The sequence below is a fragment of the Psychrobacillus sp. NPDC096623 genome, assembly GCF_044762655.1.
Lineage (GTDB): Bacteria > Bacillota > Bacilli > Bacillales_A > Planococcaceae > Psychrobacillus.
This window is the reverse complement of sequence record NZ_JBIWER010000005.1, coordinates 149997-165485: the sequence shown is the minus strand read 5'-3', so window position 1 is coordinate 165485 and position 15489 is coordinate 149997. Positions and strand designations below refer to the sequence as shown.

General features: G+C 38.6%; 13 protein-coding genes. 11 read left to right on the top strand and 2 right to left on the bottom strand.

Features of this window, described 5'->3' with window-relative positions; translation table 11 throughout:
- Positions 1-34 precede the first annotated feature (34 nt).
- The 6 genes from ACIQX2_RS14440 (at position 35) to eno (ending at position 7150) form a co-directional block, all read left to right on the top strand.
- On the top strand, positions 35-1072 hold the full coding sequence (locus ACIQX2_RS14440; protein ID WP_402851778.1) for a sugar-binding transcriptional regulator: 1038 nt from the start codon (positions 35-37) through the stop codon (positions 1070-1072).
- A 12-nt stretch (positions 1073-1084) separates the two neighbouring features.
- Positions 1085-2092, top strand: a complete 1008-nt coding sequence (gap, locus tag ACIQX2_RS14435) for a type I glyceraldehyde-3-phosphate dehydrogenase (RefSeq protein WP_402851775.1) — start codon at positions 1085-1087, stop codon at positions 2090-2092.
- Between the two features lie 285 nt (positions 2093-2377).
- Entirely contained in the window at positions 2378-3544 is a 1167-nt protein-coding gene (locus tag ACIQX2_RS14430; RefSeq protein ID WP_402852154.1) for a phosphoglycerate kinase, read from the top strand.
- 15 nt (positions 3545-3559) lie between these two features.
- On the top strand, positions 3560-4321 hold the full coding sequence (gene tpiA / locus ACIQX2_RS14425; RefSeq protein WP_402851772.1) for a triose-phosphate isomerase: 762 nt from the start codon (positions 3560-3562) through the stop codon (positions 4319-4321).
- A complete protein-coding gene (gene gpmI / locus ACIQX2_RS14420) occupies positions 4314-5852 on the top strand; it encodes a 2,3-bisphosphoglycerate-independent phosphoglycerate mutase (RefSeq protein WP_402851769.1) in 1539 nt (512 codons plus the stop codon). Before tpiA ends, gpmI begins: the two co-directional genes overlap by 8 nt.
- Before the next feature lie 2 nt (positions 5853-5854).
- Positions 5855-7150 (top strand): phosphopyruvate hydratase, encoded by a 1296-nt coding sequence (gene eno, locus ACIQX2_RS14415; protein ID WP_402851766.1) that lies wholly within the window; start codon positions 5855-5857, stop codon positions 7148-7150.
- Between the two features lie 281 nt (positions 7151-7431).
- On the opposite strand, the gene ACIQX2_RS14410 is transcribed toward eno, so the two are convergent.
- Positions 7432-8775 (bottom strand): GntP family permease, encoded by a 1344-nt coding sequence (locus tag ACIQX2_RS14410; RefSeq protein WP_402851763.1) that lies wholly within the window; start codon positions 8773-8775, stop codon positions 7432-7434.
- A 15-nt stretch (positions 8776-8790) separates the two neighbouring features.
- Complete coding sequence (locus ACIQX2_RS14405; RefSeq protein ID WP_402851760.1) at positions 8791-9921, bottom strand: glycerate kinase; 1131 nt, start codon at positions 9919-9921, stop codon at positions 8791-8793.
- Positions 9922-10050: 129 nt separating this feature from the next.
- Here ACIQX2_RS14405 and ACIQX2_RS14400 point away from each other — a divergent pair, with 129 nt between their 5' ends.
- The 5 genes from ACIQX2_RS14400 to smpB all read left to right on the top strand — a co-directional run bounded on the left by ACIQX2_RS14400 (position 10051) and on the right by smpB (position 15471).
- Entirely contained in the window at positions 10051-11130 is a 1080-nt protein-coding gene (locus ACIQX2_RS14400; protein ID WP_402851757.1) for a CdaR family transcriptional regulator, read from the top strand.
- A gap of 251 nt (positions 11131-11381) precedes the next feature.
- Positions 11382-11609 (top strand): preprotein translocase subunit SecG, encoded by a 228-nt coding sequence (secG, locus tag ACIQX2_RS14395; protein ID WP_093062669.1) that lies wholly within the window; start codon positions 11382-11384, stop codon positions 11607-11609.
- 242 nt (positions 11610-11851) lie between these two features.
- Positions 11852-12598, top strand: a complete 747-nt coding sequence (locus tag ACIQX2_RS14390) for an alpha/beta hydrolase (RefSeq protein ID WP_402851752.1) — start codon at positions 11852-11854, stop codon at positions 12596-12598.
- A 42-nt stretch (positions 12599-12640) separates the two neighbouring features.
- Positions 12641-14953, top strand: coding sequence for a ribonuclease R (gene rnr / locus ACIQX2_RS14385; RefSeq protein ID WP_402851749.1), 2313 nt, complete (start codon positions 12641-12643; stop codon positions 14951-14953).
- A 50-nt stretch (positions 14954-15003) separates the two neighbouring features.
- The gene (gene smpB, locus ACIQX2_RS14380) at positions 15004-15471 is read left to right on the top strand and encodes an SsrA-binding protein SmpB (RefSeq protein WP_402851746.1); all 468 of its coding nucleotides are present in this window, start codon (positions 15004-15006) and stop codon (positions 15469-15471) included.
- The last annotated feature ends 18 nt before the right edge of the window (positions 15472-15489 follow it).

Below are 15489 nucleotides of genomic sequence, written 5' to 3'. Positions count from 1 at the left end.
GACAAAAATGTCACAATCAGTTGGGATGTGAAAAATGGATTCATTACTACAGGCTCAATTGAAATTATTGCCTGAGATGAGCATTTTGTTACAGAAAAGGTATCGAATACTTCAAACCATTCAATTGTCCTCGGGATCAGGGCGCAGAGTAATCGGGGATCTTCTAGGATTATCAGAAAGAGATGCCAGGAAAGAACTAGACTTTTTACGCAATCAAGGATTTATAGAAATTTCGAGAGATGGAGCAAGTATAACTTCTAGTGGCAAAGATTTATTGATCGAGCTTAAAGAAGTTGTACGAGAATGGTCTGGTAGATTGCAACTCGAACAAACACTTGCTAGTAATTTAAATATTAAAGAAGTGATAATTGTCCCGGGAAATGTAGATACTAATCCTAATTCTGTTTTGCTTCAGTCACAAGAAGCGGCAAAATATTTAGAGAGTATTTTAACGGATGAATCCATCATTGCAGTTACAGGTGGAACAACGATTGCTTCTATTTCGAATTATGTTCATCGAACGGACAAGTGGAAGCGACTGTTATTTATAGCAGCAAGAGGTGGCGTCGGTAAAGATGTTCGACTTCAAGCTAACACGATAGCTTCTCTTTTTGCGAACAAGATGAATGGATCATATCGGACATTATACATGCCTGATAGTCTGAGTGAGGAAGCTTACGCAACGATGAAAAATGAGCCATTTATAAAAGAAATGATGGATTTTTACGAGCGAACGAATATCATTATCCATGGTATTGGAGATGCACTAGAGATGGCTCGCCGGAGAAATTCAAGTTTAGAGGAAGTACAACGCTTGAAAGAAATCGGTGCAGTAAGTGAAGCCTTCGGGTACTACTTTAATGCCCAAGGAGAAGCTGTACACAGAATTCGCACGATTGGGGTTCAGCTTAAACAATTGGAAAATATGGAGCATCTTTTAGCAGTAGCTGGAGGAACTAAAAAAGCACATGCTCTATTGTCTTACTTTAAACAAGCACCATCTCAAACAGTTCTGGTAACTGATGAAGGCGCGGCACAAGAAATGATGCAATTAATTGAACAAAACAACTAGGAGGAAATTAAAATGACAGTAAAATTAGCGATTAATGGTTTTGGACGTATCGGACGTAAAGTATTCAGAGAAGCTTTAGAAGAAAATGAACTAGAAGTAGTAGCAATCAATGATTTAACGGATGCTGCAATGCTTGCTCATTTATTGAAATATGATTCAATTCATGGAATTCTAAATGCAGAGGTTACTTCAGAAGGAGAATACCTTATTGTAAACGGTAAAAAAATCCGCGTATTTGCTGAAAAAGATCCTTCAGCACTTCCATGGAAAGAGCAAGAAATCGATATCGTTATTGAGTGTACTGGAATTTTCAGCACAACTAAAAAAGCTAGCAAGCACATTGAAGCTGGAGCTAAGAAAGTAATTTTATCTCAGCCAGCTAAAGATGATATGCCTACTTTCGTTATGGGTGTAAATGCGGATCAATACAATCCAGAAACAGATCACGTAATTTCAAATGCATCTTGTACAACTAACTGTTTATCACCACTTGCAAAAGTGTTATCCGACAAATTCGGTATTAAACGTGGAATGATGACTACTGTTCACTCATACACAAATGATCAACGTATTTTAGACTTACCACATAGCGATTACCGTCGTGCTCGTGCTGCAGCTGAATCGATGATTCCAACTACAACAGGAGCAGCATCAGCTGTTGCAAAAGTACTTCCAGAACTAAAAGGAAAATTAGATGGTATGGCAATCCGCGTACCAACACCAAATGTTTCTTTAGTGGACTTTGTAGCAGAACTTGATAAAAATGTAACAGCAGAAGAAATAAACGAAGCGTTAAAACAAGCTGCTGACAATGAATTAAAAGGAATTCTTGCTTTCAATGAACTACCATTAGTATCAATTGACTATAATGGTAATACTGCTTCTTCAACAGTTGATGGACTTTCAACAATGGTACTTGGGGACAATATGGTGAAAGTATTATCTTGGTATGACAATGAATCAGGATATTCTGCACGCTGTATCGACCTTGCATTACTTATGGCTAAAAAAGGACTATAACTCTTTCGTAATTGACTAAGGAAAGCACATAGTATCACTGTGATTTTTCGTGGCGATTAGATAGATTTACCTCTATAATGAAAGAGGGTAAAGGAGCCAGGGATTACCCCCTTGCTCCTTTTTTTTACAGATATGTGCCTAGCTCGCTCGAGTCGCTTCAGGCTTACGACGAATAAAGGCAAAGAACGCCTTTATTGCAAGTCTTCCAGCGCTAATCGGGGCTTTCGTAGGCGCATGCGCTTTTCAAAATTAAAGGAGGCTTATCTCATGAAGGTTAAACAAGCAATGAGTGATGTGGCTTTACAAGGAAAACGTGTATTTTGTCGAGTGGACTTTAACGTCCCAATGGAAGATGGAGCTATCACGGACGATACAAGAATACGTGCAGCACTCCCAACGATTAGTTATTTAATCGAACAGGGTGCAAAAGTTATCTTAGCAAGCCATATGGGACGACCAAAAGGTGAAGTGAAGGAAGATTTACGTTTGACTAAGGTTGGAGAACATTTAGCAAAACTTTTGGATAAGCCAGTACAAAAATTAGATGAATCTATCGGAGAAGCTGTGGAAAAGACAGTTTCAGAAATGGAAGACGGAGACATTGTATTATTAGAAAACGTCCGTTTCCATGCAGGTGAGGAAAAGAATGACGCAGAGCTAGCAAAATCTTTTGCGAAGCTAGCAGATGTGTATGTTAACGATGCTTTTGGTGCTGCTCATCGTGCACATGCTACAACAGAAGGAATCGCAAAACTACTTCCAGCTGTTTCGGGGCTATTAATGCAAAAAGAGTTAGATGTATTAGGAAAAGCTTTAGCTGAGCCGGAACGTCCTTTTACTGCCATTATCGGTGGAGCAAAAGTAAAAGATAAAATTGGAGTAATTGATCATTTATTGGACAAAGCAGATAATATTATTATAGGTGGGGGTTTGTCGTATACCTTTACGAAGGCACAAGGCCATGATGTTGGAACATCTCTACTGGAAGAAGATAAAATTGACCTAGCTAGAGGCTTCATTGAAAAAGCAAAAGAAAAAGGTGTTTCGTTCTATTTGCCAGTAGATGTAGTAGTGGCAGATGAATTTTCAAAGGATGCTAACACAAAAGTAGTAGATATCACTGCGATTCCTTCTGATTGGATGGGATTAGATATTGGTCCAAAAACAAGAGAATTATACGCAGACGTTATTAAAAATAGTAAGCTAATTATTTGGAATGGACCGATGGGTGTATTCGAAATGGATGCATTTGCAGAAGGTACAAAAGCTGTAGCAAATGCAATGGCTGAAACAGCAGGCTATACGATAATCGGTGGTGGCGATTCAGCAGCTGCTGTTGAAAAGTTCAATGTTGGTGAGAAGATGGATCATATTTCTACAGGTGGAGGAGCTTCCTTAGAGTTTATGGAAGGTAAGGATTTACCTGGAGTTTCCGCTTTAAACGATAAGTAATGGAGGAGATGTCATATGCGTAAACCAGTAATAGCAGGAAATTGGAAGATGTATAAAACACTTGGTGAGGCAAAGGAATTTGCACTTCAGTTAAAAGAACTGCAAGTGGATAGCACAAAAGTTGATGCAGTAATCTGTGCTCCGTCATTATTTTTAGATCAGCTTGTTCAAGCGACAAAGGGTTCGTTTATTTCTATCGGGGCTCAAACGATGCACGAGGAAAAAGAGGGAGCATTTACAGGTGAAGTTAGTGGTCATCAGCTGAAAGACTTAGGAGTAGAATACGTTGTAATTGGTCACTCTGAACGTCGTCAATATTTCAATGAAACAGATGAATCAGTCAATAAAAAAGTAAAATCTGCTTTTGAGGTTAACCTAACACCAATCATTTGTGTGGGAGAAACATTGGAGCAGCGTGAGCAAAACGAAACAGAAATGATTGTTTCTAACCAAGTAATGGCTGCAATTGAAGGATTAACAGAAGAACAACTAATTCAATCGATTATTGCATATGAGCCAATCTGGGCGATTGGAACAGGAAAAACTGCTACTGCAGATGATGCAAATGACGTATGCCAAGCAATTCGTGAAACGATTTTAGATGGTTTTGGAGAAGAAGTAGCAAGTCAGGTTCGCATCCAATACGGCGGCAGTGTAAAACCAGAAAATATTGACGAGCTTCTTTCAAAGGAGCATATTGACGGTGCATTAGTAGGAGGAGCAAGCCTACAAGTTGAATCTTTTGTGAAACTATTGGAGGCTGGTGCAAATGCCTAAAAGTCCAGTAGCACTAATCATTCTTGATGGTTTCGGATTGCGTCATGAAACGTTTGGGAATGCAGTTGCTCAAGCAAATAAACCGAATTTCGATCGATACTGGAAAATCTTTCCAAATGCTACATTAACGGCCTCTGGAGAAGCAGTAGGTCTCCCTGAAGGTCAAATGGGTAATTCAGAGGTTGGTCATTTAAATATTGGCGCAGGTAGAGTCGTATACCAAAACCTAACTCGAATTCACAAATCAATTCGTGAAGGAGAATTTTTCTTAGAGCCAAAGCTATTAGCTGCAATTGACCATGTGAAGCAAACAGGTGGGAAATTACACTTGATGGGCTTGCTTTCAGATGGTGGCGTTCATAGTCACTATTCGCATTTGTTTGCTTTGTTGAAGCTCGCAAAAGAACAGGGACTAGAGGAAGTATTTGTCCATGGCTTTTTGGATGGACGCGACGTCGGTCCGCGCACGGCGATTGGTTACGTAGCAGAAACAGAGAAACAAATGAAGGAAATAGGTATAGGGAAATTTGCTTCGATTAGTGGTAGATACTATGCAATGGATCGCGATCGCAGATGGGAAAGAGTTTTAATAGCATATAAAGCCATTGTAGAAGGCTTAGGTAAAACTGCAGAATCAGCAACAGCTGGTATTTTAGCATCCTATGAAGAGGATATTGTTGATGAATTTGTTGTTCCTTTTGTGATAGAAAAAGATGCAAAGCCTGCTGTATCGATTGAAACGAATGATGCGGTCATTTTCTTTAATTTCCGACCTGACCGTGCTATTCAATTATCGCTGGCTTTAAACACACCATCATTTGATAGTATACCTTTAAGTGACACACATCCGACGAACTTGAAATTTGTTACGTTTACCCATTATAGTGATGATGTTATGGCAGATGTAGTGTTCGAGAAAGAGAATTTGTATAACACAGTAGGGGAAGTAATCTCCAAACATAACAAAACACAACTACGGATTGCAGAAACCGAGAAGTATCCACACGTCACGTTCTTTATGAGCGGTGGTCGAGAAGCAACCTTCCCAGGTGAAGAACGTATTCTGATCAACTCGCCAAAGGTTGCTACATATGATTTACAGCCTGAGATGAGCGCTTATGAAGTAACCGATGCTCTGTTGGATGCGATTGCAAATGATCGATTTGATGCAATTATCTTAAATTTTGCTAATCCCGATATGGTGGGACATAGTGGCATGTTAGAACCGACGATAAAAGCTATTGAAGCAGTGGACGATTGTCTAGGCAAGGTTGTCGATGCAATTTTAGCAAAAGGCGGACATGCTATTATTACAGCAGATCACGGAAATTCAGATGAAGTAACAACGATGGAAGGTCAGCCAATGACAGCGCATACGACAAATCCTGTCCCAGTAGTAGTTACAGTGAAAAATGAAACACTAAGAAGCGACGGAATTTTAGCCGATTTGGCTCCAACCATGTTACACTTATTAGGGATAGAAACACCGCCTGAAATGACAGGTAAAACACTAATCGAAACGGAGAGTTAAAAATGCCAATTATTACACAAATTCAAGCACGTGAAGTATTAGATTCACGCGGAAATCCAACAGTAGAAGTAGAAGTATTTACAGAAAGCGGTGGATATGGACGCGCAATCGTTCCGTCTGGTGCATCTACTGGTGAATATGAAGCAGTAGAACTTCGTGATGGTGATAAGTCAAGATATCTAGGCAAAGGTGTTTTAAAAGCAGTTGAGAATGTGAACAACATTATTGCAGCTGAACTAGAAGAGAATTTCTCTGTATTGGATCAGGTAGAAATTGACCATGCAATGATCGAACTAGACGGAACTGAAAATAAAGGAAATTTAGGCGCAAACGCTATTCTAGGTGTATCAATCGCTGTTGCACATGCAGCTGCAGATTACTTAGATGTTCCACTTTATCAATACTTAGGTGGATTCAATGCAAAGCAACTTCCAGTGCCGATGATGAACATCGTAAATGGTGGAGAGCATGCGGATAATAACGTGGATATCCAAGAATTTATGGTAATGCCAGTAGGCGCAGAATCATTCCGTCATGCATTACGTATGGGAGCAGAAATTTTCCATAGCTTAAAAGCAGTATTAAAAGAAGCTGGGCTAAACACAGCAGTTGGAGATGAAGGCGGATTTGCACCGAACTTAAAATCTAACGAAGAAGCTCTTTCTACTATTATGACTGCAATTGAAAAAGCTGGTTATAAACCAGGAGAAGAAGTACTTCTTGCAATGGACGTTGCGGCTTCAGAGTTATTCAATAAAGAAGATGGCAAATACCACTTATCTGGTGAAGGTGTTGTAAAAACTTCTGAAGAAATGGTTGCTTGGTATGAAGAGCTTTGCGGAAAATACCCAATCATTTCAATTGAAGACGGCTTAGACGAAAACGACTGGGCTGGTCATAAATTATTGACAGAACGTCTAGGCAAAAAAGTTCAATTAGTTGGCGATGATCTATTCGTAACAAATACAGATAAATTATCACAAGGAATTGAACAAGGTATTGCTAACTCTATTCTGATTAAGGTAAACCAAATCGGTACACTTACAGAAACATTTGATGCAATTGAAATGGCGAAACGTGCTGGTTATACAGCAGTTATCTCTCACCGTTCTGGTGAATCAGAGGATGTAACAATTGCAGATATCGCAGTTGCAACAAACGCTGGACAAATCAAAACAGGTGCACCTTCACGTTCTGACCGTGTAGCAAAATACAACCAATTACTTCGTATTGAAGATCAGCTATATGATACTTCACAGTACTTAGGTAAAAAAACTTTCTACAACTTAAAAAAATAATAAAGCGAAGCAGTTAGCGAAAGTTGCTAACTGCTTTTTTAAATAGTATAAAATTCTTCGTACTATAAACCCAGTGAACCCAATACTTAAAGTTTCCTTAAATGTCTGGACTAGACTTTGCGATGAATTCCTTATAGCCAAATATGTTCAATACAGAAGGACCTAATGTTTAGAATTTTTAACGATAAATATACCTGCCTGTGAGGGTATACTACTTTTTAAATGATGAAGAGGCTACACCACGTATTCCTTATAAAAAGGAGTAAGTGGTGTTTTATTGCTTATACAAATATCAACCAAATGAGCATTGTAACAATAATAGTTGTAACACCTTGTAGTAAGGTAGCCATTGTTTGTGCCTTGTATGCATCTGTTACTTTCATTCCACTAAATTGTGTAACTACCCAGAAGAAGCTGTCATTTACATGGCTGACTGTCATTGCACCTGCTCCTATAGCCATAACAACTAATGCTAATGGCAGCGCTCCTTCAATCCCTAATGTAGGTAGCATTGGAGCTATGAGCGAAGATGTTATAACCAATGAAGCTGTAGAAGACCCTTGCGCCGTTTTAAGTGCCGCCGCTATTAGAAACGGTACTAATAGGAATAATGCACCTGTTGATAGAGCACCTAAATCCATTTTTTGCAAAAGCTCTGCAACTCCAGAATTCTTGATTACTGTACCGAATGAACCACCAGCACCTGTGATTAATAAGATTGGAGCCGCTTCTTTTAACGCATCACCAATCCATCCAGACAATGTTTTTTCACTAATTTCGGGTAATAATAAGAAGGCTGAAAACACGCCGAATATTAACGCCACAGTTGGTGCCCCTAAGAATTGCAAGAAATGTATAAAGCCTGATTCGCTACCTGTTAAAGCCGCGACTGAACCAATTCCGATCAGCACTATAGGTAAAACGATTGGAAGAAATGATTTGAATGTGGATGGCATTTTACCAAATGATTTGATAATTTCATCATAGTCAAGTGCCTCTTCCTGATCCGCTTCTACATCAACTTTTGTACCTACTTTCACCGCCCAAATATAACCTACTATAACTGCAGGAATTGCTACAAATAGACCAACTAAAATGATTGTTCCTAGATAGTCTGAAGCCCCGATATTACCAGCTGCAGCTATTGGCCCTGGGGTTGGTGGAACTAATGTATGTGTCGCATATAGCCCAGTTGATAAAGCAACAGCCATTGAAGCAACTTTTACTTTGGAACGTTTTGCTAAAGACTTCATTAAACTCGATAGAATAATAAATCCAGAATCACAAAATACAGGAATCGACACGATATATCCGATAATTGACATGGCAAGTTGCGGGCGTTTTTCACCTAAAACTCGAAGTACAACCTCTGCCATCCGATAAGCAGCACCGGATTTTTCTAAAATAACGCCTATAATTGTACCTGCAACGATAACAATACCGATATTCGTCATCAGTCCACCGAAACCAGTATTTACATTTTCGACTACTGTAAGTAATGGCATCCCTGAAGCAATACCTACGAAAAAGGCACTAATAAGTAATGCTATAAATGGGTGAAGCTTGAACACAGCCGTTAACACTACAATTAAGATGACCCCAATTAATATGACTAAAAGTAACACATGACACACCCCTTTTTATTTTTGAAATAACTTATACATGGTTTCTTTTGTTCTAATCCTTAAATAATGTTCTGCATTTTCAATCGACTCCTGTTGCGAAACAGTATCATCTGAAACGCTAACTAATAAATCGAAATGAGAAGATAATGCCAAAATACTATCCGACGCTATGAGCCCGGATATTAAAATGATTGGGATATTCTTTGCTTTAGCCACTTTCGCAATGCCTATTGGTGCTTTTCCAGAAAGGGTTTGAAGATCCGATTTCCCCTCTCCGGTAATAATAAAATCTGCATGCTCGATCTCCTGATGAAAATTAACAGCTTCTATGATAACTTCAATACCAGGTTTTAATGTGACTGGAAAAAACGCTAAAAATGCACCTCCAAGTCCGCCTGCTGCCCCTGCCCCTGGGCGATCATGAAGGGCTATCCCTGTTAAACTCTCTATCTTATTTGCTAGGTTTGCTAGATTTCTATCTATTGATTCCACCTGCTCAGGTGTAACGCCTTTTTGAGGTCCGAAAATAGCAGTAGCTCCATTTGGCCCTATAAAAGGATTATCTACATCGCACGCAATAACGAAGTGAGCATCTGATATACGCAAGTCGAATTCAGTTGCATCAATTTCATGAAGTGAATGCAGTGATTCTGCACCCTGAGAAATTTCTTCTCCAACTTCATTACGAAATTTCATCCCTAGCGCCCGGAGCATACCAGTACCGCCATCATTCGTAGCACTTCCTCCGATGCCAATAATAAATTTTCGATATCCTCTGTCTAATGCATGTCGGATTAATTCACCTGTCCCAAAAGTAGATGCGATAAGCGGATCCCTTTCATGGTCTAACAGAAGAGTTAACCCTGATGCTTTAGCCATCTCAATGACACATGTTTCACCGTCTCCGAGAATTCCATAATCCACTTGAATAGAACGACCTATTGGATCATTTACCTCCACGGGAACTAGTTTTCCCTTTGTTGCAGAGATAAGTGGCTCTAAAGTTCCTTCCCCTCCATCTGCAACGGGTAGTAGTACAGTTTCAATTGTTGAATCGAACTCTTTTATACTTCTAACTATTACCCGTCCAGCCTCTGTTGCTGTTAATGATCCTTTATAAGAATCAGGACTGACAACGATTTTCACTATAATACCTCCAATCAATAAAGCGCTTACATAGAATTATAGTGATAGTTTAAAAGAAATACATTATACTTAGTGTATAAAATAACTGTATTATAACAGTGCGTTTTTATACTTCCTGGAGGTTCTACTATGATTACAAAACAGCTTGCCGAACAAATTGTTGACCAAACAATGTTGCGACTTCAACGTAATATTAACGTTATGCAAACAAACGGTATGATCTTAGCTTCGGGTGACCTATTGCGCGTCGAAAGTATCCATGAAGGTGCTTTAATAGTTGCTCAAACGAAAAAGCCCTTATGGATTACGGAACAGAACAACCATTTGTATCCAAAGACAAAGCCTGGGATAAACTTACCCATTCACTATCAAAATGATTTGGTAGGGGTTATAGGTATCACAGGAGATCCTGAACAAATAGAAGAAATTGCTACACTTGTACAACTCACAACAGAAATGATGGTTCATCAAGCACTAATTGTATCGGAACGAGAATGGAAACGAAAAATGCAAGAGATGATTTTTCTAGAGCTGATGAATAACCAAGTCATACAAAAGGTTATGTTCGAAAGAATGACAAAACTAGGTTTTTCACTAAAACCTCCCTTTTACACATGGGTTATTGAACTTAATCCAGAATCCATTTCATATCAAACTATTGTGCAAGACCTTGAACATTTTTTTAAAAACGACTCAATTATATTAGGACACTATCAACTGCACGAACATTTCATCCTTATTTCCGAGATGGAAGAAAAAGAAATGAAAAAGAAATTAACTATGCTCAGCCAAAAGTTGAAAAAGTATAGTACCCTTCGACTAGGGGTAGGACAAGTGGTAGAAACACTTGATAGTATTAGCTATGCGTATGAAACTGCGAAGGTAGCTTTACAATACGGTGATTCGAAAAAAGTTATCGTGTATTTTGAAGATGTAGAACTCTATTCTTTATTCAAAAAGAGAGAGTCATCTGAAGTCCAGCACTTTACGAACCGTATGTTAAAAGGATTAAATGGAAAGCTACTTCATACATTACAGGAGTATTTCAACTGCAACCAACAGCTTGCGATATGTGCGGAGACATTAGAGATTCATAGACATACTTTGACCTATCGTTTAAACAAGATATGCGAAATTACCGGTTATAATCCATCCGTTCTACAGGATGCTATAACCTTGCAAATTGCATTATGGTTAAAGCAGGATTGAATGAATATTTCACTAGGAAAAATCGGACAAGAAGAAAGGACAACCTAACCTTTTTTAATTGATCAATCTCTTCTTTTTTTTATTTTTTGATGCCTGGTATGCCCACTTCTTTACCTAAATTAAATCCCAAGCTAAATATCCACAGAGGAATCAGATTTTCTAACTAAATATTTTGGCGATAGGTTGTAAATGAACTTGTTTTTTGGTAAAATTATATATATTGTGAACGTTCTTTTCAGGAGGTGGAATAAATGCACGCATTAATATTGACTTTACTTGTCATCGTTGCGCTCGCATTAATCGTTGTTGTATTGTTACAATCAGGGAAAAGTGCTGGTCTTTCAGGAGCCATCTCTGGTGGAGCTGAACAACTTTTTGGAAAACAAAAAGCTCGAGGTATGGACTTAGTCTTACATAGAGTAACGGTTGTACTTGCAGTTCTATTTTTTATATTGACTATTGCCATAACTAAATTTTAATCCTACTCTATTGATAGGGTCATTTATTCTGGTGAGTGTATTAAACACTAAAGCCAAAGCCTTTTGATTATAAAACAGATGTGAACCGCCTGACCGACTTCTGATTGGTTAGGCGTTTTCTTTTACTAAAAATAATTATACATATGAAATATAAGGCATTATTCGGGCATATTAAGCTAATTAATGAAATAATTAGTATGGTAAATAATGCGAAAAGCTTATCTTTGATGGAGGTTTTACATATGCGAATTTCAACTCCAAAGCCGTTTTTCTTTGAAGCTGGAAAACGAGCAGTATTGTTGCTTCATGGGTTTACTGGAAATTCTTCAGATGTACGTATGCTTGGACGCTTTTTAGAAAAAAACGGCTACACCTCACTTGCCCCACATTACAAAGGACATGGTGTACCACCAGAAGAACTGTTGGAAACTGGTCCACAAGACTGGTGGAAGGATGTTATGCGAGGCTATGACCAACTAAAAGCAGCGGGCTATGAAGAAATTGCAGTTGCTGGGCTCTCACTTGGAGGAGTATTCTCACTGAAGTTAGGGTATACAGTACCTGTAAAAGGTATTGTCACGATGTGTTCCCCGATGACGATGAAAACTACGGATATTATGTTTGAAGGTGTATTAAAATACGCAAAAGAATATAAGAAATATGAAGGAAAATCCGAGCAACAAATAGAAGAAGAAGTAGAGGCTATTCGAAAAACACCGATGGAGACATTGGCTGAGCTAAGAGAATTTGTTTACAATGTGCGCGAGCATGTAGATCATGTGTATGCTCCTTTATTAGTTACTCAAGGAAAAAAAGATAAAGTTATCGATATTTCTTCTGCCGAATATATATTTGAACAGGCGGAATCGTTTGAGAAAAAACTAAATTGGTATGAAAACTCCGGACACGTAATCACACTCGGTTCAGAAAAAGAGCAATTGCATGAAGATATATTAAACTTTTTGGAGTCGCTTGATTGGAATGTGTAAAACAGTCCAAATGTGCACACGCTGAAAAAGGAGGGATGTTAGATGGAAAATATGAAACAACAATTACTAGATCTAATGAACACAGAAGAATACAAACCATTAACAACAAAAGAGCTAGAAGAGCATTTTAATCTGGTTGACGCAGATGATTTTAAAGAGTTAGTAAAAACTCTTGTTCAAATGGAGGAATACGGTTTCGTCGTCCGTTCTAGATCGAATAGATATGGAATTCCTTCTCGCATGAATTTAATAGTTGGGAAATTTATTGGGCATGCAAAAGGATTCGGTTTCGTTACACCGGAAGAGAACGGAATGGATGATATTTTCATCCCACCTACTGAAGTAAATGGAGCGGTTAACGGAGACAAAGTACTCGTGCGTGTTTCCAAAGAAACATCAGGAGATCGTAGAGAAGGATCCATTATAAAAATAACACAGCGCGGAATGACACAGGTAGTTGGAACATTCCAGGACAACAAAGGATTTGGATTTGTTATTCCAGACGATAAAAAGGTCCCTATGGATGTCTTTATTGCCAAAGGAGACACACTAGGTGCGATCGAAGGGCATAAGGTAGTCGTAGAAATTACCGAATGGCCGAACGAAAGAAAATCTGCTACTGGTATGGTAACTCAAATTCTTGGTCATAAAAATGATCCAGGTGTTGATATACTTTCTATTATTTATAAACATGGAATTACAATCGACTTCCCAGAAGAAGTGATTAACCAAGCAGAGGCTGTTCCAGATCAAATTGATGAGAAGGACATGGAAAATCGCCGTGATCTTCGAAATGAAGTAATCGTTACAATTGATGGAGCAGATGCGAAAGACTTGGATGATGCAGTAACCGTTACGAAAAATTCGGATGGTACATATAAGCTTGGAGTCCATATCGCTGACGTTAGTCATTATGTAACGGAAGGATCGCCATTAGACCGAGAAGCATATGATCGTGGAACAAGTGTATACTTAGCCGACCGTGTTATTCCTATGATTCCACATCGATTGTCTAACGGAATTTGTTCGTTAAATCCACAAGTAGATCGTTTAACATTGTCTTGTGAAATGATTATTGATGGCTCAGGAATGGTTACCTCACACGAAATTTTCCAAAGTGTGATTCGAACTACCGAAAGAATGACGTACTCGGATGTATACAAGATTATAGAAGAAAAAGACGAAGCATTAATAGAGCGTTATAAAGACTTAGTGCCGATGTTTGAACTAATGGCAGAGCTAGCGGAAATCCTACGTAACAAACGTGAACGACGTGGAGCAATTGACTTTGATTTCCCTGAAGCAAAAATTATAGTCGATGAAGATGGTTGGCCAACAGATATTGCAACACGAGAACGTACTGTTGCAGAGCGTTTGATTGAAGAGTTTATGCTTGCTGCCAATGAAACAGTTGCGGAGCATTTTAAATGGATGGATGTACCATTTATTTACCGTATCCATGAAGATCCGAAGCCTGAAAAACTAGAACGTTTCTTTAATTTCTTAACGAACTTTGGGATAGTTGTAAAAGGTACTGGTAATGAAATTCATCCAAAAGCTTTACAAGAAATTATCGAAAACATAGAAGGAATGCCAGAAGAACCGGTTATTTCTACGATGCTTTTACGTTCATTACAACAAGCTAAATACTATTCCGAATGTCTAGGACATTTTGGTTTATCAACCGAATTTTATACCCACTTCACCTCACCAATTCGTCGTTATCCGGATTTAATCGTTCATCGTTTAATACGTACGTACTTAGTGAATGAAGACGTGTCGCAGGCAACCATTAACCATTGGGGAGCAATTATGGACGATATTGCTGAGCATACGTCTAAACGTGAACGTCGCGCAGTAGATGCTGAGCGTGATACAGATGCACTGAAAAAAGCGCAGTATATGGCTGATAAGATAGGCGAGGAATTTGAAGGGATTGTTAGTTCCGTAACGAACTTCGGTCTATTTATCGAACTACCGAATACGATTGAAGGTCTCGTACATGTGACGAATATGACCGATGATTATTATCGTTTTGACGATCGTCAAATGATGATGATCGGGGAACGAGCTGGAAAGCAGTTCCGTATCGGTGATGAAGTTACGGTTCGAGTGTCTGCTGTAAAACCAGAAGAAGCTTCGATTGATTTTGAAATCGTCGGAATGAAAAAAGCATTCCAGAGAACTAGAAAAGAAACACCAAAAGTTATACATGCGTCTAAAAAGGGCAGCAGTGGTACTGGAAATAGAGAAAAATCCCAGCCTGGTCCGAAAAAAGGAACAAAACAGAAACAAAAGTTTTACGAGTCAGTTGCGAAAAAATCTCAACGTCGTAAACGTCCGAAGAAAAAATAATGGAGCGATACTAAAATCGCTCTTTCTTTAGTTTTTGAGGGGTGAATGAAATGGCTAAAAAGCATGACGATAAGGTGCTTGCACAAAATAAAAAAGCAAACCATGATTATTACATTGAAGAAACGATCGAAGCAGGGATAGTACTCCAAGGAACAGAGATCAAATCCATTCGTAATGGTAAGGTGCAACTGAAGGATGCTTTCATACGCATTCGGAATAACGAAGCTTGGATATCCAATATGCATATCAGTCCATATGAGCAAGGAAATCGATTTAACCATGACCCGCTTAGATCAAGAAAGCTATTGCTACACAAAAAACAAATTAGTACTTTAATTGGTGAAACGAAAAGAGATGGTTATACAATCGTGCCACTGAAAATGTACTTGAAAAGTGGTTATGCAAAAGTATTAATCGGTGTAGGTAAAGGGAAAAAAGATTATGATAAACGAGATGTCTTGAAGAAAAAAGAGGCAAAACGTGATATTGAAAGAGCGTTTAAAGAACGTAACCAATAACAGTATTACCATTGCTGG

Excerpts from the sequence above, each read along its gene's own strand:
- ACIQX2_RS14440 (WP_402851778.1), top strand. The coding sequence starts at position 35 with ATGGATTCATTACTACAGGCTCAATTGAAATTATTGCCTGAGATGAGC.
- gap (WP_402851775.1), top strand. The coding sequence starts at position 1,085 with ATGACAGTAAAATTAGCGATTAATGGTTTTGGACGTATCGGACGTAAA.
- ACIQX2_RS14430 (WP_402852154.1), top strand. The coding sequence starts at position 2,378 with ATGAGTGATGTGGCTTTACAAGGAAAACGTGTATTTTGTCGAGTGGAC.
- tpiA (WP_402851772.1), top strand. The coding sequence starts at position 3,560 with ATGCGTAAACCAGTAATAGCAGGAAATTGGAAGATGTATAAAACACTT.
- gpmI (WP_402851769.1), top strand. The coding sequence starts at position 4,314 with ATGCCTAAAAGTCCAGTAGCACTAATCATTCTTGATGGTTTCGGATTG.
- eno (WP_402851766.1), top strand. The coding sequence starts at position 5,855 with ATGCCAATTATTACACAAATTCAAGCACGTGAAGTATTAGATTCACGC.
- ACIQX2_RS14400 (WP_402851757.1), top strand. The coding sequence starts at position 10,051 with ATGATTACAAAACAGCTTGCCGAACAAATTGTTGACCAAACAATGTTG.
- secG (WP_093062669.1), top strand. The coding sequence starts at position 11,382 with ATGCACGCATTAATATTGACTTTACTTGTCATCGTTGCGCTCGCATTA.
- ACIQX2_RS14390 (WP_402851752.1), top strand. The coding sequence starts at position 11,852 with ATGCGAATTTCAACTCCAAAGCCGTTTTTCTTTGAAGCTGGAAAACGA.
- rnr (WP_402851749.1), top strand. The coding sequence starts at position 12,641 with ATGGAAAATATGAAACAACAATTACTAGATCTAATGAACACAGAAGAA.
- smpB (WP_402851746.1), top strand. The coding sequence starts at position 15,004 with ATGGCTAAAAAGCATGACGATAAGGTGCTTGCACAAAATAAAAAAGCA.